Origin of the sequence: Pseudoalteromonas peptidolytica (assembly GCF_012641745.1) — a bacterium.
In the GTDB taxonomy this organism is placed as follows: Bacteria; Pseudomonadota; Gammaproteobacteria; order Enterobacterales; family Alteromonadaceae; genus Pseudoalteromonas; species Pseudoalteromonas peptidolytica.
The window spans coordinates 41,571-63,604 of sequence record NZ_WEHZ01000027.1 but is presented as its reverse complement, the minus strand read 5'-3'; the positions used below and the strand labels follow the sequence as shown (position 1 = coordinate 63,604).

Genomic DNA, 22,034 nt, shown 5'->3' with positions numbered 1-22,034 from the left:
TATCGTTCAATGAGCCTAAGTCAAAAATGAGCATAGCTATGTCACCTTTGTACGATCAGCTGCCGATCCAGCGAAACGATATTGTGGTTGGTTAAAAATCGAGGTTTGCATAACTAACCGATTTCAATCCCAGATTAAATAATAGTTTAAAAAGTCAAATAGGCTAAAATTAAAAGTAGCTCCGCTGTGTTGTGAAACAGTGAGAACCCTACCTCACCTAAAGGCTAAAGAGGCTTTTACTGCTACGGTACTCGCATTACCAGCCCCACATTCATTGCGCTTGGTAACCAAACGGCTAGCTGTGAATGGAGCGTTTGTACAGCCACATTGGTGTGATGAGCACAGGAGCTTATTGCATCTCGTAAGCGCAGAGGCTTAGTTTGTAGATGGAGTAAAAAGTCTGCTTGCCAATCGCTTATCGTGCAAGCCTTGATACGGTATTGCTGTCGAGACACTGCAATATGCGTCTGCATTGGCTCTGGTATCGTGTATGGTGTAGATTGCTCAAGTTGCGCAATAAGTGGTAGCAGGGGGTAGTCGGTATGAATAAGCTGTGCTGATTCTGGCACTGCGATAGTAAAGTCCTCCGCTATCCCACACAGTAGCTCTATTTCATTTATTGCTGGGGTGGGCAGGGCGGTTTCTGGTCCGGGTTTTAGTAGAGCTTGTGCTTTTGCTCGCTCAAACTTGGCAAGCTCTGCGGGTATACTCAGCATCGCTTGCTGATGAGCGGAAAAATCTCCAATGGGTTTTGTTTGTCTTAGAAAGTCAGCGAAGCGCCCTCCAAGCTGATGCAGTGTCCAAGACTCTGAGGGGAGGCTGACGATGAAAGCTTTGGCGAATGTTTCAAACACTTCCTCTCCCATAAATTGGTTAAGCAGCGCAAACTCGCCCTTTAGGCATTCGACCAACCGTATCACATAGCCTGCTGCATAGATGTCGACTCTTCTCATCGCCCCCAATTTTTTCGTACTTTTTATACAGTCATGTAGCATTACACCATGAGGGTTGGCTGCGATATTTAGCTTTTGTTCTAGGTCGCCTCGCACCATTAAAACTGTGCTAAGCCACTGCTGAGTTTGCGTTAAATCTGGCGTTTTCATTTGATTAATTCTGCTCTGTCATTAACGATTGGAGTTGAAATGGCGTTAAGGGTGGTGCCAGTCTCTTGCTCTGGAATATATCCCGCTGTTGGGCTAAGTCCAGGCCAGTAGCGACCGGGGTATAGATCTGACGGATCTGCAATTTGGTGAGTTCCTTGAATTGAATAAAGTCCTGTCATGTAAAGTGGGATGGTAAAGAGTTCAACATTAATTGCAGCCTGTGCAATTGCTCTCAAACAGGATAAATCAGCAGCTTTATACTGACTATCACGGGCTTTAATTTGTTGCTTTTGGGCATTACTTAGCATCGCGCCGGCATCAATTTCTTCTTTTACTTCAACAACAGATTGATCCGTTTTGTTTTGCACATTCATGGTTTGCTCCTTTGTGACGGTGAATGTTGTGCAATACCACAGGCTTAAATAGTACTAATCTGTTTAAATATGTGTTCAATTTTAAGGAGTAAACAAGGCACGAACAGCGTTAAATATTTCATGTTAAAAACAACTTAATAGCAAAATTTTTGCCTGATTACTGGTACAGCCTTTTCACCTCAAAATAGATCATGTGATTAAGCAAATTGGCATAAGTTAGGATACAGATTGCGTACCTAAAGCAACTTAGAACTTAAGCATATAGGTATATGTAATAAACACACGAGATAAAAGTAGACGTAAATTAGGAAAAATTCGATTACGGAGTATTACGTACCAGTAACTTTTTTATAACGTGCTAGTGTGAGTGATGAAGCCGGTGACTTAAGCGAGGCTGAAAAGTGGTTTAAAGGTGACCCTTTAAACCACTTTGAATATGAATTTAAAACTTAGTTGGTGCAGGTGGCACTGTTAGTGTTTTTTTCGGGTTGTCTTTTAACTCTTTTAATAACTCTTCGACAGCACGCTCGACAGAAGGGTCTTTACCTGCGTGGATCAATTCAGGCCTATCTATCACCTCGATATCAGGGCTTACTCCTTCATTTTCAATGATCCAGTTGCCGTCATTATCTAGGATACGGAAGGTTGCTGCTATCACTTGGCCTCCATCAACAAGGCTTGGGTTTCCGGAAATCCCAATTAAGCCCCCCCAAGTGCGTGTACCAATTAGCTTACCTAGACCTGCTTGACGGAAATAGTAAGGTAGGGCATCACCACCTGAACTTGAATAGCCGTTGATCAACATCGCTTTTGGACCGTCGTGGGCAAATTGTGGAGTTTTTGTTGGCTCAACACCACGACGTTTCCAGTAATTAAGCGGTTTACGAGCAAGCCAAGTAATAATGTGCTCAGGAATAAAACCACCACCATTATAACGATCGTCGACGATCAGCGCTTCTTTCGTTGTTTGTGGCATAAAGTTCTTAAATAAAGAACGGTTACCATCATAATGCGTATTTGGTAGGTGGACGTAGCCGATTTTACCATCGGAAAGCTTGCTTACGTAGTCAGCCCGTGATTGCACCCAAGCCATGTAACGTAGTCCTTGCTCACTGGCAACAGGCTTGACCGTTGTCTTCCAGCTATTTTCGGCACTTGGAGACTTGCTTAGAACCAGCTCAACCTGCTCACCCTGGGTATTTTCAAGTAACTCATAAAAGTTAACTACTTCTTTTACTGAGCGACCATTTACAGAGATGATGTAATCACCTACATTGGCATTGACGCCAGTCTCGTCAAGCGGTGAGCGGTAGTTCTCATGCCAATTTTCACCTTTAAAGATACGTTCAATTTTCACATAACCTGATTGGTGAGCGCTTATTTCTGCACCAAGCAAGCCGTGCTTTTTGCGCTCGGCTGTTGGAGCATCACCAGATTGCACGTAAATGTGACCGGCGTTTATCTCTCCTGCAATTTCACTTAGTACGTAGTCTAGGTCGCTACGATGCGCAACTGCATTGGCAAGAGGCTGATACTTCTCTAAAATTGCATCCCAATCTTGGCCATGGTGATTCTCATCGTAGAACCAATCACGCAATGTACGCCAGCCTTCTACATACATTTGTTGCCATTCAACTTTAGGGTCGATTTTCAGTGTCATCTTAGATAGGTCAAGCTGACTGCTCTTTAAGTCCTGTTTTGGCTTAGGTGCGATAACACTGTAATTATTGCCAGCACGAGCAATTAGATGCTTACCGCCAGCGGCAACCTTATAGCTGCTTACCCCTTCGGCAACTGTTTCTAGTTTGCTATCAGGTTCGCTACCAAGTAGCTTTAATGCACCACCTGTTAGTGTTAGAACGCCACCGTCGACACCTGTTAGCGCACCGTAGTTACCGGCTGGAGCGGAGAGGGATACAACCCGAGACATAAAGCCGTTGGCATCAATATAATTTTCTTTTTTGGTGCTATCAGCTTTTGCTTCATCGTCTGATTGAATGCTTAACTCATCGCTTTCAAACGCGTTTAATGGCTTGATATGATTGTTTACCGCGACGCTGTAAATACGTGTGGCGTTGTTGAAAATATAATCAAATTCATAGCTACTAAAGGTGAGGTTGTAGTCGCGTTCAGACGTAAAGTAAATGTAGTTACCATCTGGCGAGAAAGTCGGGTTACGCTCGCTGGTCATTTCGTCAGTCAGTCGAGTGACCTTTTTATCTTTGATATTATAGTGCCATAGCGAGGCGTAGCGGTTCTCGTTGTTTTTAACAAAAACAATATCTTCGCTGTTAGGTGACCAAGTGTATTCGGTTAAACCATCTTCATCGTATTTGGCGGTATCAATTTTATGCGTATCACCAGATTTCGCATCAACCCACCATAGCGTGTGGTTTTTATCAGCAAAGAGCAGTTTGCTGTTATCAGCCGACCAAATTGGCGTAAAGCGCCAGATGGTACCATTGTCGGTTAACTGGATGGTTTTGTTGTTATTTGCTCTATCTTTAAGATAGATCTCATATTCACCTGTTTTATCACTCATGTAGGCAATATAACGGCCATTTGGTGACCAGCTAGCTTCAATCTCTCGGCCTTCTGGGGTGTAAGAAAGGTTGCGAGTTGGACCTTGTTTTACTGGAACAGAGAATAACTCACCACGAGCAGTAAACAATGCACGTTTACCATCATGTGAAATATCCATTGAATCAATAAAATCACTGACATTTTTGCTGTAAGGCATGGCATATTGGCGCACACCAGTAACATCAATGTTTAGCTTTTTGGCAGACTTTGTCGCTTCATCAAAACGATATAGGTAACCGCCATTTTCATAAACGATGGCGTCAGGACCTGCTGATGGCCACAAGACATCAAAGTCTTTGTGGTCAGTCATTTTTACTGGAGACTTACCGTCGCGATATTTATACAGGTTGAGTGTATAGTCACGATCAGATACAAAATAGATACTGTCATTTACCCAAGTCGGTTGCTGATCCGTTGCTTTATCAGTGGTGAGCTGTTTAGACGTGTTGTTTTCAAGGTCGTAAACCCATACATCTTGTGCACGGCCACCGCGTGAGCGTTTCCAGGTTCTAAACTCCCTGTCGATAGGGGTGTAAACATACTTGCTGCCATCAGGCGAGAGCATACCGCCACCGGTTTCTGGGATGGCCATCGGCTGCTCAAGTCCACCTTCGACAGGTACCATATATGGGCGACCCATGCGTTTACCCCATGGGGTGCGGTTTGCTCTGAACACGATATGTTTGCCGTCAGGCGTCCAATCCATCACCCGATAATCAAAACCACCGCGGGGAGGCATCGCGCCGACATCGTTATAATAGGTGAGCTGTTTTAACCCTGAACCATCGGCATTGATGACATAGATCTGGCGGCTACCATTGTACTCAGCGGCAAAAGCAATTTTGCTACCATCTGGTGAAAACTTAGGAAAAGTTTCAAAACCAATGTGGTCAGTTAATCGCTGACTTTTCCCTGAATTGGTATCTGCGATATAAATGTCGCCAGCATAGACAAAAGTGACTTTATCTTTGTGAATGTCAGGAAAGCGAAGTAAGCGAGTATCTTCTGTTTGATACGCTGAAACAAAAGGCGCGGCTGCCGTAGCAATGGCGAGCACGAGTGTTTTTATTTTCATCATAATATAGGCGTTTCCGTTATTATTTTGATACATAATAACGATTAAGCACTGAAATGCACCCAATTTAGATGAGTAGCTTGTTTCAAAATGTGAAAAACACCCCAACGCGGAGTGTGGTCGCGAAGGGATGTTGAGTTGTTGGGGGAGTATCAATGAGGTACTGGTGTACCTCAATATTGTGTCAACTTAGAACTGTGCAACAAAAGTTAGGTTGCTTGTTTCGCCGCCATCTGTGTCAACAACACTACCTGTAAGGTAGTAAGTGTCATTGAAGAAGTACTTCGCTTCCACCGCTAAGTCTGAGTCATATGAACCAAGGCCAAGTGCAAAGTTACGAGTGAAGTAGTAGTTTGCTAGTACATTCGTCACATTGTCATCAAAGCCTTCGATGTCAATGCGGTTATGTTCCACGTCGATTGTGAAGTAGCTTTCGCCACCCACGTGCATCAAATAACGAGCACTTAGGTTTAGGTAATCAAACTCATCTTCGGTTTCAATGGTAAAACCAATATAATCTGTAGAGTTGAGCTCATGGTTATATTCTGCTTTGAACCAAGTTGTATCACCATGTTCGAACTCTTCCTGACGAATACTTAGCTTTAGGTTCTCGTTATATAAGTAACCAAAGCCAAAAGAGTAATGATCGTCAGCTTCACCAAGATCTGAAATGCTACCAGTAACAAACCACTCTTTAGTGATAAACCCTTCACCGTGAGCAGAAAAGGCATTTGAGAAATCATCGTTGGCATAGCTTAGGCCAACATTACTGTCTGTATCTAGGTAACCAAAGTCATCCCATACGCCAACTGATTCTTGAGGTGCGAAAAAGTAATCAGAAGAAAGCATCAGTAGGCTGTTATCGGAGCTATCGTAGTCTGTGTAACTAGCAGCGTTGAACCACTCTTTTTGAACGTTTCCTGCGTTAGCTTGAGCGGTCGCTGAAACAAGTAGTGAAACAGCTGCGATAGATAGTAGTTTTTTCATGTTCATCCCTTTAATTTCCATATATTGAGCTACATCAACTCAACGGCGCGCATAGTAGTACTAGAAATCTGAACAGGAACTGACAGAAGTCAAAAATTTATGAATTGGCGTAAATGCTCAGCTTTACATATGCTTTAGTTGGATTTGCAACTTCGGTTTTAGCTGGTTTACATGTTAATAGGAAGCGTAATGTCAGACTCGTTTCATGGTATTTCTATAGGCACTGAGAGGCGTCAAAACGATATCTACTTAACCTTAACACTCAGCGGTAAACTTACCCATGAAGATTACGTTACTATTATGCCTATTATTGAAGAGGTTATAAAAACGGTAAAGTCGCCACAGGTGTATGCACTAATTGATGCAATTGACTTTAAAGGCTGGGAGCTCAGAGCAATGTGGGACGATTTTCAGATAGTATTATCTCACAGCCACGAGTTTAAAAGAGTGGCCATTTATGGTGGCAAAAAGTGGCATCGTCTTGCTGCATTGATTGGTAATTGGATTATAACTGGGGAGGTAAAATATTTTCGAGATAAAAATCAGGCAATACTTTGGATTGAAAACAAATCATAGCCATACACAAAACGGTAATACATTGATGAGCAATGATGAATACAGAAATCCCATTTGTCTAAAAAGTGGATTATCCAGTTGCTCATCATGTATAGTGAATAAACACCAGCGGCTTTTATCTGAATGGCTTGGGAGTTGACTCTGTGAAAACAATACTGATAACAGGTGCTAATCGTGGGATTGGACTTGCGTTAACTAAGGTCTACCTGCAATCGGGGTGGCATGTGCTGGCAACATGTAGAGATCCGCTAGCTGCAACTGACTTAAATGCGTTATCTGCGACGTTTCCTGAACTTCAGGTGTTCGCCCTAGATGTCACTAATTTTGATCAAATGACGGAGTTGAGCGAAAAGCTTGCGCCAGTTGCCATTGATATTGTCGTTAATAATGCTGGCATATATGGACCAAAGGGTTACGCCTTTGGAGAAACAGATATTGAAGCGTGGCGTGAGGTGATGGAGGTCAATGTCTTTGCTACCATGCGACTTGCTGAGCTTTTTTATACCCACTTAAGTAACTCAACAGAAAAAATATTTGCCGCGGTGTCATCCAAAGTTGGTAGCCACACAATGAATACCAAAGGTGGTGGATATATTTATCGCAGCTCCAAAGCTGCAGTGAACTCAGTGATTAAAAGCTTATCAAATGATTTACTAGTTGATGGGATCCGTACCGTTGCATTGCACCCTGGTTGGGTTCAAACAGACATGGGGGGAGCTGAGGCACCAGTTACACCAGAGGAGTCGGCTGCTGGGCTTTATAGCGTGTTATCACATTTTGTTGATGCACAAAGTGGCGGCTTTTATGACTACAAAGGAGATGCAATTCCTTGGTGATCGCCGCATAAGTTATGTTTAATAACAACTAGCCTTAATACGTGCTCAATTTGAAGGAGTAAATCTGACGCCTAATTGCGTTAAAAATTTCTATTTAGAACAACTAAATAAAAATCCTTGCATTGCTTACAGAACATAAATACCTCGGCGTGAGCAGGGCGTGGAGCGGTGTTATCGACAAGATTTTCTCGCTTCAAAATAGTAGACCACTTAATTAAAATAATTAGTATAAGAAAGGAATATGTGTCTGTGGTAGAAGTACAAAATGTTGTCTTCTCTCGTCGTGACGGAGAGTCTCGCAGAGAAATATTAAGTGATCTTAATCTTAGCATCGGTAAAAATGAGCAAGTGGCAGTGGTAGGAGATAGCGGCTCAGGCAAGACCACATTGATCCATTTAATAGGTGGGCTACTCAGGCCTGACAGTGGCAGCATCATTATCGACGGCCAAGATATTACCAAATTTAACGACACAGCGCAGGCCAGATATCGCAGAAGCCTGGGCATGATATTCCAGCATTATCAACTACTATCAGTACTCAACGTATACGACAATATTACTTTCCAAGCACAGCTCAACAATATAAAACTAGCACCACAGACAGTCAAAACACTTGCTTCACGCTTGGGGATTGCAGATAAACTCAATGCCTTACCACATCAATTATCTGGTGGGGAGCAACAGCGAGTAGGTATTGCACGGGCTATGTTGAATAAACCTCTGTTGCTATTAGCAGATGAGCCTACAGGCAATTTAGATGCAGCCAAAAGCGAAGAAGTTGTGTCACTTTTACGTCAGCTATGCCAAGAGCAGTCGGTGAACCTGATTATGGTTACTCACAGCCAACACCTTGCCAATAGCCTAGATAGAAAAGTGACCATTGAGAATAAGCGCGCTTATGGTTAAGCACTCTCAGTTAAACATGGCCTTACCTACAGCGCTTGAAATTAGATTAATACTGGGGGTTTTTTTCCAGTTTTATCGCCGACACCTTTGGCTCTTTTTCCTGTTTGTTCTTGGTTTGTCGCTGGGGAGTGCGTTATTAGGTGCAATCCAAGGGCTGAATCAAGAAGCGAGTAACCGCTACCACCAAACCAGTGCGTTGATAAATAATCCAATCAGTCACTTTGTGAGGCCAATTCACGGTAGTAAAACACTTGAATCGACTATTTGGCGGGCGCTACGAAAAGCAGGTGTACGTTCTGCTGAGCCGGTGGCTGAAGGAGTGGTCACAATAGTCGAAGGTCAAAAAGTACGTATAAAAGGTGTAAATACTCTTCAGTGGCTTGGCAAAGGGAGTCATTCAGGCCGTCAACAAAATCAAAATCCCAGTATGCAGTTTGGTTTTAACACTATTTATATCTCCAATGCATTGGCGGAGCGCTTCTCCTTGAAGCAGCATCAGAGTATGCAAATTGCCGGTGTTGATTGTGTGTTTGTCGTATTACCAGGGCTTAGCGGGAATACCGCGTTGGCAGACATAGCCTTGGTTGACCGCCTGTTACATTTGGAAGGAAAAATCAGTTACATAGAAATTTCAGACTTTCATTTGAATAGTGCGCAGGTAAACGCCATTATTGCCAACAAAGCGCGACTGCAAAGTGCCGAGGCGCAATCATTCGACTCCCTGTCACAAGCCTTCTTTTTCAATCTCAAAGCGCTTGCGTTATTGGGTTATGTTGTTGGCGCTTTTTTAAGTTTCAATGCCATTAAATTGTGTCTGCATAGCCGACAAAAATTACATCAGCAACTTATATTGCTGGGTTGTCTTCAGCGCACGCTTGTTGTCGCCGTAAGTATAGAAATAATACTACTTAGCTTTTTGGCAGCATTGCTCGGTGCCGGTATCGCTTTTGTCGGTTCGAATGCTTTGGTGGCAGAAATCACACTCGCACTGAAAGGTCTCTTCGAACTGGACAGGCATTTACCGGTTCATTTCAGTTGGGTAGTTGTTTTACAAGCCTTTATGCTAAATATGTTGGTATTGGCGAGCATTGCTTATGCACAAACCAATGTGTTGACTTTCTATCGTAAGAAAAGGTTTCGAGTACTTTGTGTCATAGGAACTGGACTGATAGCAGGGTACTTCTATATTGGTAGCGATAATCCTTTTTTCGCGCTTGGCCTTTGTGTGTGTTTATTGCTGGTGTTCTTTATTATTACGCCTGTGGTACTGCGAATATCGTTTGCGTGTATACCCACAACCCGGCCATTACTCAAGTGGATGAAAGCTGATAGTCATGAGCAGATCAGAGTATTAACCACAAGCGTCTATGCAGTTTTGCTGGCTGTGGGTACGTCGGTGGGGTTGCAAATTATGGTTGCCAGCTTTAGCACCGCGTTGCAAATTCATTTAGATAGTCGTTTAAGTGCCGAGCTCTATATTCGGCCAAATCATATAGAAAGCTGGCAGTATCAATGGTTATCAGCAAGGCAGGAAGTTGATACTGTGGGTGTTTTTTGGCAAGCAGAAGGCAGTTATCAGCGCAATGATAGTGACCCTAATACACAATCAGTGAGATTAATCAGCTTTGGCTCTCATGCTGATTTACATCAAAATCTTACATTGCTTTCTGGAGTTCCACCAACTTCAAAAACGCTGTACCACGAAGCCAGCATACCGCGCAGTGGGTGCCTTGCTAATGAACCAAGTAAACTATTACATGGCATAAGATTGGGTCAATACGTCACCATCAAACAGGGTGAGCGTCAGATTAACTGCGAAATAACAGGGTTTTACTATGATTATGGTGAGCAGCGCAGTGTTTTTGTGGTGATTACTACAGCCATTTTACAAGCCAAGTTTAATTACGAGGCTTTTGGCTTCTCATTGCGTTTAAAAGAAGGAGCTGATGAGCTCGGCTTAAAACAGCAACTTTTACAACAATTTGAGCTTACCGAATCACAAGTTGTTGAAAATCATGTGTTTAAAAAATATGCGACACAATTATTTGAACATACATTTTACGCGACCAATGCTCTGAACCTGATGATAGTGGTGATTGCCTTATTTGGTCTTTGGGTGTCATTACTCACTTTGGGAGTCAAGCAGGTGCAGCCTTTGGCTGTGCTTAAAACCTTGGGGATCACTACACTACAAGCATTTCAGATTAAGCTTTCGCAAAGCTCGATTATCTTATTGGTAAGCTTGGTATTAGCAATGGTATTAGGTGGGTTATTGGGCTGGGTATTGCTGAAGTTTGTAATGCCTGTTGGGTTTGGCTGGAGCATTCCTTTTTTGATTCCGTATCAAAGTATTATGGTGTTTATCATGGGTATTTACAGTTTAGCCTTGTTGGTAAGTATTGCCCCGCTCATTAAGCTCAGTCGATATGCAGTTGCGGACTTATTACATGAAGACTAGATTGTGTTTATTGTTATTTATATTGGCACTATGTGTGGCTTGTACGCCAGAGCCTGCCAGCGACACCGAGGCTCAAACGCGCTTTTTTAGCCAAGTGCGAGGCACTGCTGTATCACCGGATTATCAACTACGCTTTCCTCATGATCATGGCAGTCATCCAGATCAAGGTATTGAATGGTGGTATATCACGGCAAATCTTCACAGCGATTTAGGCAAAGCGTTTGGGGTGCAATGGACGTTATTTAGAGTATCCGCCCCAAACACACATTACGCGAGTCATTGGTGGGATGATCAGCTCTACTTTGCGCATTTTGCGATTCAAAATGATGAGTCTCATCAAGCTTATGAGCGTTATGGTCGCGCAGGTCAAATAGAAATCGCGACTACTCCTTTTATTGCCCGCCTTGACGACTGGTATTTAAAAAGTGACTCAAGCGCTTTTTTGCCTCTGTCTCTGCATGCAAGCGAAAGCGGCAACAGTATTAATCTTAAGCTTAATGATAGTCCCTTGGTATTACATGGGGAAAATGGCTATAGCGAAAAGACCGCAGATGGTCATGCATCCATGTATTATAGCTACCCATTTTTAAATGCCTCTGGCACGCTTTACTTTAACGGTGAAAGCCATCAAGTATCAGGTAAAGCTTGGCTTGATAGAGAGTGGTCATCAGCTTTTATAAGTAAAACACAGCGTGGATGGGATTGGTTTAGTATCCGCGCAAAAGACAGAAAACAGGGGGCTCTGATGGTGTTTTGCATTCGTGATAGTGAGCAAAGCTACACTGATTGTCGAGGTACCAAGATTGCAAGCGATGGAAAATCGCCACAGCAGATAGAACATAATGAAATTAAACTGACGGTGCTAAAGTCAATACCGCTTGATGGTGTTCATTATCCTTCTAAATGGCTGCTAGAGCTTGATGGTAAGTCACCAATTACCATTGAAGCCATTAATCGAGACTCTAGGAATCAGCTCTCTATTCCCTATTGGGAGGGGCGAGTCAGAACCTCTGGAGGATTTGATGGAGAAGGTTTCGCTGAGCTGGTGGGCTACCAATAAGCGCTAAAAATTATATTGAATCTAAGAAACAGGATGACCTCGGCCACCTTATCTAGTAATAATGTCTGATATTTTAACTGTGGACTAAGCGCTATTACCTATGTTGCTGACTGGTTAATTAGACAAAGCTTGTTACAAAGTGAAGCCGTATTTATTCAAAAACCTTGTTGTTTTTGCACGAAAATACAGTAATATGCGCCGCGAATTGTACCAATATGCGTGACTATTCGGTGCCGCAAATTGGTATTACATACGAGCAATATGGAGTAAATCGTGAATTCAGTATTAAAGCAAGTAGTAGCAGTTTCAGCCTTACTAGTATCAACCGCCAGCGCTGCAAACTCAACAGATTTTGTTGAGCTTGGCTATGGTAAAATAACGATTGATAACTTAGATGAGGTAAAACCAGCGGGTGTTGTGGTTACTGCAAATAAGGCTTTCGATGGTTTTTATCTTCAAGGAAGTTATGCGGTACTTAGCGATGATATTAGTCGCTCTCAGCTAGAGGTTCATCACGATATACGTATAAATACAGCCCTAGAGGTGGATACAGATTTAGACTACTTGACCTTGTTGGTGGGGCACCAATTTGATGTTAGTGATGCAGGTTTTATGGATATTTACGGTGGCTACTCAAGGTATGAGGTAGACGTTGAGTATTCAGGTATTACAACAATAGTGCATAACAATGGTCAAGCTTATCAGCAGCAACTTTCAGATAAAGACAGTGATAATAGTGACCACTATCACTTAGAAGCTGCGTATGAGCATGCTTTTGGCGCATTATCTGCGCGCATTGGTCTTGGTGTTGAGCGTATTCAAAACGACGAAAGTGAAACCAACTTTGTATACCTAGCTAAGCTTGGTTACCAGTTTACAGACCGCATTTCAGCTAATATCAGCTACAGAAATGCAGATGAATACGATAACTTCGGTTTGAACTTGCGTTATAGCTTCTAATCAAGTTTATGTAATGATGAGATACAGGTCGTTGTAAAACGAGGCTGTATCTCTGATCCCCTGTATAAGCAAAGCAACTTCTAAGCTTAAAAAATGGCGTGCTTAGTCAATCTGACTGGTATAAACATGATTTGCAATCACTTTGCCATTAAATGAAAAATCAAACTGACCACAGTGAGCTAACCCAAGCTTTTGATAAAATTGATTTGATTCATTCTCTACCCATGTGTACAGCCAATATTTTTCACCTAGATCGGCACATGCGGCCGTGATGAGTTGCGAGCCGGCTCCCTTACCATGCCATCTTCTTAATACATAAAGCTTTTCAATCTCGAATCCAAGATCTTGGTCGCCGTATTGTGAAGACCTGTTAGCTTGAATGTATCCCTGTATTGCACCATCATGTTCAGCAACATAAATGCTGATTTCATCACGTTGTAACAAAGCTAAAAAATATGCTTGTGTAAAGGTGGTAAGTGCATAGTCGGCATATTCTTGTTTTACTCCCTCTAACGCATACGTGTCGAGCCACACCTGAATAGATAAGGCTGCGAGCGAGGAGGCGTCGCATGGTCGGGCTGGACGAATTTGGAAGTGGTACATTATCCTAGTTTATCCATTATTTGTGCGTATTGGTAATAAGCGAGCTGGCCAAATCGACGTAATTGTGGCAGCGGAAATGTGGGTAGCGGTTTAGTATAAATAGGTAAATTAGGTACAGGTTGTCCCATTAACTTTTCAGCAAGGCGTTTACTGGCCTGCGCACTAAATGCCACTCCTGAGCCACAGTAGCCGAGTATGTAACCGGTGTTATTTTCAGTATAAATATGTGGAATATCATCAAGCGCTGCCGCAATATAACCACTCCAGAAATAATCTACTGTAAATGGCAGTTTTGCAAAGCAATCTTTGAGGGCCGTCTGTAAGTTGTGTTGATACTTTAAGTTATCTTGACTGTGCCCAAATACAGCACCACGCCCACCAAATAAAATGCGATTATCTGGAAGTCGGCGGTAATAATACTTGAGTCGCCGGGTATCCATGACGACTTGCTCAGTGAATAGACCATGGGCATTTAACACGTCATCACTAAGAGGGTTGGTAACAATAATACTGCTTAAGATCGGCAAATAACGACCTTGTGTTAAAGGAGATAAGTTGCGTTGGCTATAGGCATTTGCTGCAATCACCACTTTATCTGCTGATACCTTGTGACCATTAACTTCTAAATGGTGTTTACCATTTGGGCTTTGGTGGTGTGTGACCAAGCTATTTTCGTATATCTTTACTCCGGCTTGCTGTGCCATCGCTTTGTAACCCATTAATAATTTTAATGGATGGACACCAAAGGCATTATCAAAACGCAGTGCGCCAAATCCCTGTTGATTACGCATATAAGCGTCACGGAGTTGTTGCTGGTCAAGCAGTTGGTGTTTGTTACAGTCCATTGTGGAATTTAAGTACTCAGACTGCGCCTTTAAAAGCGAAAATGCTTGCTGATTATGTGCTACTTTAAGGTAACCCGATGCTTGGACATTACACTCAATCTGGTTCACTTTGATATGATCACGCACTCTATCTACCGCATCATTATATTCTTGGTAGATGGATTTACTGATGTCTACACCATATCTTTTAGCAATTTGAGAATAACCTAAACGTCCTGTACTTGGTAAAACAAACCCTGCGTTTCTTGCGCTTGCACCAAAGCCAATTTGGTTGGCTTCAAATAATGCCACATTTTGCTGGAAAGTAGTCGCTAAATGATAAGCTGTCAGTAAGCCAGTAAAGCCGCCGCCAATGACTGCCACATCAACCTGTAAGGGACTATCAAGTGCTGAGGATGGCTCACCGATGTCGCAGGTTGCAGCCCAGTAACTCTTGGCAAAAGCTTGCCCCTGACAATGTGGCTGGGTTAGAGGATCAAATCCGGACATACTAAAACTCCAGCACCATTTCTGCCGCTTGGCAGTGGCACTGTGTGCCACAAATAGTGCAGACATAACCATGATAGATACAATCGTCTAGCCATTTGTCATCGTGTACTTTGATGAGTTTACCACCTGCTTTAGTGAAGTATTTTACTGCGCCATTGCCTGGGCTTTGCTTCCATAGGTGAGAGACACCAGCTTTTGCACCTTGTTGTTTTAGTGCTGCTACTGCATGGCTTAATAATTGTGGTCCTATACCTTGCCCCTGTGCATTGGGCGCGATAGCAATACACTTAAAGTAAGCCATATCATTTTCATCAACCGGCCATAGTGTTGGCGAGCTCCATTTGTCAATTGGCCATTGTCCGGCACTGTAGGTGGTTCTAAAACCAAGTAGTTCACCATTCTCGCCCAGCGCAACAAAAGAAGCATTGATACCGTTTTTACAACCTTTTTGGTACATCTGTTCGATACCGGTTTCATCTAAGTAGTTATCACCATGAACGAGGTTACCAAGCTCAATAACGGGTAAGAAATGCTCTGGTTGCAAGGGAGTGATTTTCATAAGAAGCTCTATTGTTGTTATTTATAATCAATTTTTATTAGCGTTGGCCTTAGCATATCACGTTGACTGACGTACCAAAAAGTCTTGGTCGTGCTCATTTTTTGAGACTCTGTTATTGAGCTTCGGATCGTTAAATTTGACAGCGATGTCATTTTGTTAATAATTGTTAAGTTAGTGGGTTCCACTATTAACAACAACGTGTAAAGGAAAAAACATGAAAACGCTTAAATTAGCAACAGCAATTTCGCTGGCTATTACTGCAAGTCAAGCAATAGCTATGAGTCCGCAACCAGATCCGCAAAACCCGGGGGGCTATATCGTGTCGCGAGTAGAGCTTTCTGCAACTGAGGGCGCAAAAACAAACAATCCAATGTATGCAATCTGGTCTAAGGCACTAGAAACTCGAGATAACACAATCGTTGAGGGAATTGCTCCTAACCTTGCTAGTAATCCTAATAATGTTAAGCGAGCTGAGCGTGTCTTCGGTGAAGCACAATGGCAATTTTTAACCCAAATGGCTGCGCCTGAATACACATATACCCGTTTTTTACGTGCTATTGGTAAGTTTCCTGCTTTTTGCGGCGACTACACCGATGGTCGCGATGCTGATGCAATCTGTAAACGCTCAATCGTCACCGCTTTTGCGCACTTCGCCCAAGAAACTGGAAGCCACATTGCCAAAGATAATATTTCTGATAACCCATTAGGTCTTGAAGAATGGCAACAAGCCTTGGTGCATGTACGTGAAATGGGGTGGTCAGAAGGAGAGGTCGGTTATACTACAGGGTGTGGCCAAAATGATTGGCAGAATCGTCGCTGGCCCTGTGGCACTGGGCAAGGCTACTTTGGTCGTGGTGCAAAGCAGCTATCTTATCACTTTAATTACGGTGCGTTCAGTGAAGTCATGTTTAATGGCGACGCCACTGTATTGCTTAATAACCCAGGTTTAGTTGCTGATTCTTGGCTAAATTTAGCGTCCGCAATTTGGTTTTTCTTAACTCCTCAAGCACCAAAGCCGGCGATGCTGCATGTGATTGACAAAACTTGGGTGCCGTCACAGCGTGAGGCAGATGCAGGGATTGGTTATGGTTTTGGTACCACTATTAATATTATTAATGGTGGTATCGAGTGCGGAGCACAAAACCGTGACAAAGGTCAACCTGTTAACCGCATCCGTTATTGGGAAGGGCTATCACATTACTATAATATTGCCATTGCTGCGGATGAAGAAAACACCTGCTGGCAGCAAACACCTTATGGTAGCTTAAATTTAGATGGCGCAACTGACGTACTATACACAAACTGGGAAGGAGACTGGACATATTACGCAGACCGCCCCGGAGGCTATTCTTTCGAGTGTAAACTTGTTGGGTATCAAACGGCTTATTCGGCACTTGTACCAGGAGACTACGAAAAATGCGTGACAAACTTTTATCAATCCCACGCAAGTTGGCCTCAAGTTCGAGTGGTTGACGACTTACCTACAACCCCTGTTGAACCGCCAGTGGGTGGTGTACCAGCTTGGGATGCTGATAAAGTCTACTTAAAAGGTGACCGTGCTAGCTACAATGGCGTGATATATGAAGCTAAATGGTGGACCAAAGGGAACATTCCAGCGGCTGACGGCCCTTGGTTAGCTGTTAAATAATACGGCAGTCGTTGTGGAGCGCGTTATACCATAAGTGGTCTATTTTGAGGTGAGAAAATCTTGTCGATAACAAGGCAAAAATTTTGCTATTTAGTTGTTCTAAATAAGAAATTTTTAACGCTGTTAGCGTCAGATTTACTCCTTCAAATTGAGCAAGTATTAAGTCAAATTGGTATTGTTTTGCTCCACAACTTCAAGATTCTCTGCAAAGATCACAAACTCCAATTGAAGCCCTTCTGTAGGCACGCTAAAATAGTATTTTAGCAATAACCGAGACCATATTGTGTCTGTAACTCGCGCATTAGTTCAAACTTTATCTGAGTGCATTGAACATGTACTTGACACCTCCCTCCATGCCGATAAAGCATTAACTCAACTACTGCAAAATAACCCGCAGTGGAGCCTTGATGAAAGGCAGTATGTAGTGAGTAACTATTACCATATTTTCCGCTTTAAACGATTACTGACTTACTTGCTTGAGCATGAGAATTTACCATTAGATGGGTTTGGCTATTGGTTGACTTGTCAAGTTGTAACCAAGCAGGCGTTGCCGGAGTGGGTAGATACCGAGCGTTATCATGTCGAGCGTTTACAAAGCTTGATAGAGCAGGCCCCCGAAGCTATCCGTCTGTCATTACCGGATTGGCTCAATGAAGTGGCGCATATACAGCTCGGTGAAAAATGGCAGGTGATTGCCAACGCGCTAAATCAAAGTGCTCAGCAATATTTGCGAGTCAATACTCTCAAAAGTGATATTGCAACGGTTACAGCATCTTTAGCAAAAGAAGGGATCAAGGTTTCAAACGTTGAACTTGATGCGCATATTGCCTTAAAAGTGGAGTCAAATAGCCATTTGTTTCGCTCTCAAGCATTTCAGTCCGGATGGTTTGAAATGCAAGATGCAGGCTCTCAGCAGATCGCACCATTTTTAGATGTGAAACCTGGACATAAAGTGGTGGACGCATGTGCTGGAGCTGGTGGAAAGAGCTTGCACTTAGCTGCATTGATGGAAAACAAAGGTCGATTACTGTCTTTGGATATTCATGAGCATAAACTTGAAACGCTAAAGCAACGGGCGAAACGCGCAGGGGTTCATGTTGCTGAGACCCGCGTTATTCAAAATAACAAAACCATCAAACGACAAAAAGAAAAGTTTGATCGTGTTTTGTTGGACGTACCTTGCTCAGGTTTAGGTGTACTAAAGCGAAACCCAGATGCAAAGTGGCACTTGAATTCGCAAAATTTAGACACACTTATTGATTTACAAACAGATATTCTGGCGCGCTACAGTCAAATGTGCAAAGTGGGCGGTAAATTAGTCTATGCAACTTGCTCTATTCTACCTGCTGAAAATGAGCAACAGGTTGAACGCTTTTTGGAGAACAACCCCAACTGGCAACTAGAGGACTCACTTTGCTTACTTCCGGGAATAAATTCGGAATTTGATGGTTTTTATGCCGCACGATTAGTAAAAAACAGTTAGGAAACAAGATGAATCCAATTATTGCATTACTTAAAGAGCACAATATTTCAGACGAGCAAATTGAAGCGGTGTTTACCCAGCTGACGGAAAACCCAATGATGGCAATGGCAACAATTCAGCAATTAGGTATTCCACCTGAAAAGCTTCAACAATTAATGGGTTTAGTAATGCAAAATCCTGCATTGATCAAAGAAGCGGTCGATGAATTAGGTCTGGATTTTGAAAAGGTTGAGGCTGCAAAAGCCCAGCTAAAACAGTAGTGTTAATGGCTAGACAAGCTCAGCCTTGTCTAGCCCTAGCTAAGTTAATCTAAGTTAATTCGCATGCCGCTCAAATCTTGTGAGTAAAACCACTGTATACCCCAAATAAAAATGTGAGCATTGCAGAAAATAGTGTCGAGCCTATCGCGTAGGCAAGTATTGCCTGAACCCAATTTTTCCACTTTGCCAGCTCATTTTCCGCCATTTTATAGTTAAGTATTATGCTGTACAAACCAGAAAATAAGAGCGAAAGAATAGCGTAAAGCTGCTCGCTGAAGATCTCTAGCATGAGTGGAATAGAGAATATCAGTACGCTTAGGGTTAGAATGAGTAGGTGTCCTATGGTGTACTCCAGCATTGTGTAGGGCGCAGAACGATACACTAGCTTAGAGGCTAATCCGAGTAAGAATGCCAGAATAAAGACGCGATAAATGTGCGTTGCTTCATATAGTGCGATTTCAGATTGCCATTTGAGCTGCTCTTTCGATTCCAAAAGCTGACTGCTGGGCATGAAGCTGGTTTCAAGTAGATGCGAGGCAAGCACGATCACGGTGAGTAGAATAAAACTAAACTTGAAGGGATTACCAAAGCGACTCCTCTGTCCATTCAAGTATCCAATAATGGTGCTAAAGGGTTGCAATAGCAGCCCAAAAAGCAATCTAAAAAATGGTGACTCTAAGTCGAATAATGCACTTTGAAGTAGTACACCTAAGTGTTTGAAAGTGAGCCTTGAGGCTCTTTTTTGCCCACAACCTGAGCAGTATTCGCCAGCTAACGGTGTGTGGCAGTTTAAACAGTGCGATTGGTTTTCGAAGTTTAGGTGATCCATACGATTTTTTATTATTTTTTACTTATAACGAATGCTACCTTTTATTGTCTCTTAGGAGCAAACAAAATGGGTGTCACAGCCCACTTTTCAAGCATACCATCCGAACTAATTGTTGTAAGCACGTTACTATCAGAGAGGTGGAAGTCATAAACGGTACTGCCAGCGCTTCGTTGTGCGATTGGCCAACTTATGATTTCTGTTCCAGATACAAGTTCCCATAACGAGATATAGGCTTTGGATGAGGTTGTTAACAAAAACTCATCGCTAGCTAGAAATTGGGCACCGCGAAAAAACTTGAAGCGTTGAGGGTAGGAGAGTGATAAAACAGGCTCGCCAGAACGAGTATCAATGAGCTCCTGTGCTTGGAGGGCGTCTGAAACAAACAGTCTATTTTCATTTTGTGATAAAGCTAAACTAGTAATTCGATGAGGAAGCGCATAGTCTATCGTGATTTCTTTACTCTGTAATTCAAGCCTTTTAGCATGACCATCTAAAGAGGCAGAGTAGAGAGAGGTTAAACTCCGATTAAAAATCAAATGTGTGACGCTGCTTTCATGAAGGTGTATTTTCGTGATGGTTTGTTTATCTAAACTCAACAGCAGTACGCTGCCGTCATTGTAGCCAAGGGCAATAAGCTGCTCATCGCTGGACCACTGTGCCTTCGTAATACGAATAGATGAGTCAAATTCAGGTAATGAATAGCTTACTATCTCGTTCGTGTGTAATTGCCAGATGTTGAGTTGCGTGTCTGAAATACTAACAATACTTCGCTTGCTCGGCGCTATCAAAGCGTCACGAAAAGTAAGTTGGTATTTACTGCCTTCAATCTGTTTCATGAGCTGTTGGCTTTGGTTATCCCACACTTGTAGTAAATGATCGTCAATAAGTAGTAAGGTTAATGCTGCATCATGAGAGAGCGTCGCAAGATTAACAGGTAATTGAGTTAACTGTACCTGTGTTATCGGTTCTATAGCCTGCTTTTTGCTGCATCCAGTTAGAATAAGCAAAGCAATCATACATATACAAAAATAACGTCTCATTCTGTGCTCTTTCCGCTTTTCTCTTTTTTATCAAGGGTAGTCTTAACCATAACCTGAGCTTAAGGCAATTAAAGTCTCTTTAGCTAGCAATGCGTGCAGGTGTCTGGGTGCAAGAGCAGCGTGCTCTACAAAATTCGCTTATCTAGAATAAGACAATCATTTAACGTGATTGTAAAAAAATGAGTTAACTTATTTTATCCCACTCTCAGATTACGTAAATAAATGGCCACTTCACTTAGCAAGCTGGCTATAAAAGTTGTGTAACGCGCACTTGCTAATTTGAGTGCCAAAAATGGCTTGTGCTCGATTACCGTATCGGCTTATGGTAGCTGCTCATTAGTATTTTTCTGGAGTTTATCGTGAAAGGATTATTGGGATTAGTACTATTAGCTGCAATTTGGGGGGGCTCTTTTTTATTTATGAAGCTAGCCGCGAGCGAGCTAGGACCCGCTGTACTGATTGAATTTAGGGTGATATTAGGTGCGGTTACACTGAGTGTGGTGGCATTACTGCTGAAGCGCAATTTGCATTTTTGGCGCTATAAAAAACATTTTCTAATCTTAGGCATGTTCAATTCAGCAATCCCTTTTATGTTGTTTGCATATGCTGTGCAAACGCTTGATGCGTCAATGGTATCTATTTTAAATTCAACTGCGCCATTTTGGGGAGTGGTAATTGGAGCATTATGGTTAAAAGTGCCAACGCATAAGTCGGTATGGATGGGGTGTGGGTTTGGCCTTGCCGGTGTTGTTACGTTAGTGGGGTTTGATAGCGCAGTAATCAAAGAAGGTGCATGGTTGCCTATTTTAGCGGCATTGTGTGCGACACTGAGCTATGCGGGCGCATCGCACTACACAAAACGTGCACCACAGATGACTTCATTTAATCATGCTCATGGCAATTTGTGGGGAGCTGCCATATTTGTTTTACCTTTCATATTCTTTATGCCGATAAGAGAAACTCCCAACTCAACCGTGATAAGTGCGGTCGTTGGGCTTGGTATTATTTGCACAGGGATTGCGTATATTTTGTATTTCAAGCTTGTAGAAGAGTTAGGCGCGGCTTCGGCGCTATCAGTGACCTTTCTGATCCCGGTTTTTGGCATTTTATGGGGACATCTATTTCTTGATGAAAAAATAGGTATAAACACGATTTTAGGCAGCGTATTAGTGCTAGTTGGTGTGAGTTTAGTAACAGGGCTGCATGAAAAGCTGTTTACGTTAAAGAGGTTAAAAGCATCATAGTTGCTCCAAGATACAGTGATGTTAGCAATACTACGATGTTTTTATACATATTCAATTTAAGGCTTTAGCCGCGTTAAGCGTTTTTTAGCTTATACCAATTATCTTAATTAAGTGGT

The 22,034-nt window shown here is 42.6% G+C and carries 19 protein-coding genes; 10 read left to right on the top strand and 9 right to left on the bottom strand.

All coding sequences use genetic code 11. The features are described from left to right. Positions 1–242: 242 nt before the first annotated feature. The 4 genes from F9Y84_RS16385 to F9Y84_RS16370 all read right to left on the bottom strand — a co-directional run bounded on the left by F9Y84_RS16385 (position 243) and on the right by F9Y84_RS16370 (position 6,122). Complete coding sequence (locus F9Y84_RS16385; protein WP_147390709.1) at positions 243–1,103, bottom strand: HvfC/BufC N-terminal domain-containing protein; 861 nt, start codon at positions 1,101–1,103, stop codon at positions 243–245. Then, positions 1,100–1,477, bottom strand: a complete 378-nt coding sequence (locus F9Y84_RS16380) for a ferritin-like protein (protein ID WP_225740836.1) — start codon at positions 1,475–1,477, stop codon at positions 1,100–1,102. Before F9Y84_RS16380 ends, F9Y84_RS16385 begins: the two co-directional genes overlap by 4 nt. Positions 1,478–1,919: 442 nt before the next feature. After that, positions 1,920–5,171, bottom strand: a complete 3,252-nt coding sequence (locus tag F9Y84_RS16375; protein ID WP_192503299.1) for a S41 family peptidase — start codon at positions 5,169–5,171, stop codon at positions 1,920–1,922. Between the two features lie 153 nt (positions 5,172–5,324). Beyond that, the gene (locus tag F9Y84_RS16370; protein ID WP_128730631.1) at positions 5,325–6,122 is read right to left on the bottom strand and encodes a putative porin; all 798 of its coding nucleotides are present in this window, start codon (positions 6,120–6,122) and stop codon (positions 5,325–5,327) included. A 189-nt stretch (positions 6,123–6,311) separates the two neighbouring features. Between F9Y84_RS16370 and F9Y84_RS16365 the strand changes: the two genes are divergently transcribed. The 6 genes from F9Y84_RS16365 to F9Y84_RS16340 all read left to right on the top strand — a co-directional run bounded on the left by F9Y84_RS16365 (position 6,312) and on the right by F9Y84_RS16340 (position 12,918). Further along, positions 6,312–6,698, top strand: coding sequence for a SpoIIAA family protein (locus tag F9Y84_RS16365; RefSeq protein WP_147390708.1), 387 nt, complete (start codon positions 6,312–6,314; stop codon positions 6,696–6,698). A 143-nt stretch (positions 6,699–6,841) separates the two neighbouring features. Then, positions 6,842–7,534, top strand: a complete 693-nt coding sequence (locus F9Y84_RS16360) for an SDR family oxidoreductase (protein WP_125251842.1) — start codon at positions 6,842–6,844, stop codon at positions 7,532–7,534. A 249-nt stretch (positions 7,535–7,783) separates the two neighbouring features. Continuing rightward, a complete protein-coding gene (locus F9Y84_RS16355; RefSeq protein WP_147391166.1) occupies positions 7,784–8,440 on the top strand; it encodes an ABC transporter ATP-binding protein in 657 nt (218 codons plus the stop codon). Next, complete coding sequence (locus F9Y84_RS16350; RefSeq protein WP_225740837.1) at positions 8,433–10,898, top strand: FtsX-like permease family protein; 2,466 nt, start codon at positions 8,433–8,435, stop codon at positions 10,896–10,898. The genes F9Y84_RS16355 and F9Y84_RS16350 overlap by 8 nt, the downstream gene beginning before the upstream one ends. After that, complete coding sequence (locus tag F9Y84_RS16345; RefSeq protein WP_147391165.1) at positions 10,888–11,958, top strand: lipocalin-like domain-containing protein; 1,071 nt, start codon at positions 10,888–10,890, stop codon at positions 11,956–11,958. Before F9Y84_RS16350 ends, F9Y84_RS16345 begins: the two co-directional genes overlap by 11 nt. Positions 11,959–12,231: 273 nt before the next feature. Continuing rightward, positions 12,232–12,918 (top strand): porin, encoded by a 687-nt coding sequence (locus tag F9Y84_RS16340; RefSeq protein ID WP_128732116.1) that lies wholly within the window; start codon positions 12,232–12,234, stop codon positions 12,916–12,918. Between the two features lie 102 nt (positions 12,919–13,020). On the opposite strand, the gene F9Y84_RS16335 is transcribed toward F9Y84_RS16340, so the two are convergent. From F9Y84_RS16335 to F9Y84_RS16325, 3 genes are read right to left on the bottom strand one after another with little or no spacing between them, the layout of a single operon-like run. After that, positions 13,021–13,521: a GNAT family N-acetyltransferase gene (locus F9Y84_RS16335; RefSeq protein WP_147391164.1), complete on the bottom strand. Its 501-nt coding sequence runs from the start codon at positions 13,519–13,521 to the stop codon at positions 13,021–13,023. Then, positions 13,521–14,855 (bottom strand): NAD(P)/FAD-dependent oxidoreductase, encoded by a 1,335-nt coding sequence (locus F9Y84_RS16330; RefSeq protein ID WP_147391163.1) that lies wholly within the window; start codon positions 14,853–14,855, stop codon positions 13,521–13,523. Before F9Y84_RS16330 ends, F9Y84_RS16335 begins: the two co-directional genes overlap by 1 nt. Before the next feature lies 1 nt (position 14,856). Next, positions 14,857–15,414: a GNAT family N-acetyltransferase gene (locus tag F9Y84_RS16325; RefSeq protein ID WP_147391162.1), complete on the bottom strand. Its 558-nt coding sequence runs from the start codon at positions 15,412–15,414 to the stop codon at positions 14,857–14,859. 214 nt (positions 15,415–15,628) lie between these two features. On the opposite strand from F9Y84_RS16325, the gene F9Y84_RS16320 reads away from it, so the two are divergent. From F9Y84_RS16320 to F9Y84_RS16310, 3 genes are all read left to right on the top strand, one after another. After that, a complete protein-coding gene (locus F9Y84_RS16320; protein WP_147391161.1) occupies positions 15,629–17,062 on the top strand; it encodes a chitinase in 1,434 nt (477 codons plus the stop codon). Between the two features lie 283 nt (positions 17,063–17,345). Next, positions 17,346–18,545 (top strand): RsmB/NOP family class I SAM-dependent RNA methyltransferase, encoded by a 1,200-nt coding sequence (locus F9Y84_RS16315; protein ID WP_147391402.1) that lies wholly within the window; start codon positions 17,346–17,348, stop codon positions 18,543–18,545. Between the two features lie 8 nt (positions 18,546–18,553). After that, the gene (locus tag F9Y84_RS16310; RefSeq protein ID WP_099640869.1) at positions 18,554–18,805 is read left to right on the top strand and encodes a DUF2999 family protein; all 252 of its coding nucleotides are present in this window, start codon (positions 18,554–18,556) and stop codon (positions 18,803–18,805) included. A gap of 70 nt (positions 18,806–18,875) precedes the next feature. Here the strand turns inward: F9Y84_RS16310 and F9Y84_RS16305 are convergent, their stop codons facing one another. Further along, positions 18,876–19,634, bottom strand: a complete 759-nt coding sequence (locus F9Y84_RS16305; protein ID WP_147391401.1) for a DUF3667 domain-containing protein — start codon at positions 19,632–19,634, stop codon at positions 18,876–18,878. Between the two features lie 41 nt (positions 19,635–19,675). Continuing rightward, entirely contained in the window at positions 19,676–20,674 is a 999-nt protein-coding gene (locus tag F9Y84_RS16300; protein WP_147391400.1) for a WD40 repeat domain-containing protein, read from the bottom strand. A gap of 359 nt (positions 20,675–21,033) precedes the next feature. On the opposite strand from F9Y84_RS16300, the gene F9Y84_RS16295 reads away from it, so the two are divergent. Further along, entirely contained in the window at positions 21,034–21,918 is an 885-nt protein-coding gene (locus F9Y84_RS16295) for a DMT family transporter (RefSeq protein WP_147391399.1), read from the top strand. Positions 21,919–22,034 lie beyond the last annotated feature (116 nt).

What these genes read in the sequence shown, in the direction of transcription:
- F9Y84_RS16385 (WP_147390709.1), bottom strand. Translation starts at nt 1,103, where the DNA reads ATGAAAACGCCAGATTTAACGCAAACTCAGCAGTGGCTTAGCACAGTT.
- F9Y84_RS16380 (WP_225740836.1), bottom strand. Translation starts at nt 1,477, where the DNA reads ATGAATGTGCAAAACAAAACGGATCAATCTGTTGTTGAAGTAAAAGAA.
- F9Y84_RS16375 (WP_192503299.1), bottom strand. Translation starts at nt 5,171, where the DNA reads ATGTATCAAAATAATAACGGAAACGCCTATATTATGATGAAAATAAAA.
- F9Y84_RS16370 (WP_128730631.1), bottom strand. Translation starts at nt 6,122, where the DNA reads ATGAAAAAACTACTATCTATCGCAGCTGTTTCACTACTTGTTTCAGCG.
- F9Y84_RS16365 (WP_147390708.1), top strand. Translation starts at nt 6,312, where the DNA reads ATGTCAGACTCGTTTCATGGTATTTCTATAGGCACTGAGAGGCGTCAA.
- F9Y84_RS16350 (WP_225740837.1), top strand. Translation starts at nt 8,433, where the DNA reads ATGGTTAAGCACTCTCAGTTAAACATGGCCTTACCTACAGCGCTTGAA.
- F9Y84_RS16345 (WP_147391165.1), top strand. Translation starts at nt 10,888, where the DNA reads ATGAAGACTAGATTGTGTTTATTGTTATTTATATTGGCACTATGTGTG.
- F9Y84_RS16335 (WP_147391164.1), bottom strand. Translation starts at nt 13,521, where the DNA reads ATGTACCACTTCCAAATTCGTCCAGCCCGACCATGCGACGCCTCCTCG.
- F9Y84_RS16330 (WP_147391163.1), bottom strand. Translation starts at nt 14,855, where the DNA reads ATGTCCGGATTTGATCCTCTAACCCAGCCACATTGTCAGGGGCAAGCT.
- F9Y84_RS16325 (WP_147391162.1), bottom strand. Translation starts at nt 15,414, where the DNA reads ATGAAAATCACTCCCTTGCAACCAGAGCATTTCTTACCCGTTATTGAG.
- F9Y84_RS16320 (WP_147391161.1), top strand. Translation starts at nt 15,629, where the DNA reads ATGAAAACGCTTAAATTAGCAACAGCAATTTCGCTGGCTATTACTGCA.
- F9Y84_RS16310 (WP_099640869.1), top strand. Translation starts at nt 18,554, where the DNA reads ATGAATCCAATTATTGCATTACTTAAAGAGCACAATATTTCAGACGAG.
- F9Y84_RS16305 (WP_147391401.1), bottom strand. Translation starts at nt 19,634, where the DNA reads ATGGATCACCTAAACTTCGAAAACCAATCGCACTGTTTAAACTGCCAC.
- F9Y84_RS16300 (WP_147391400.1), bottom strand. Translation starts at nt 20,674, where the DNA reads ATGAGACGTTATTTTTGTATATGTATGATTGCTTTGCTTATTCTAACT.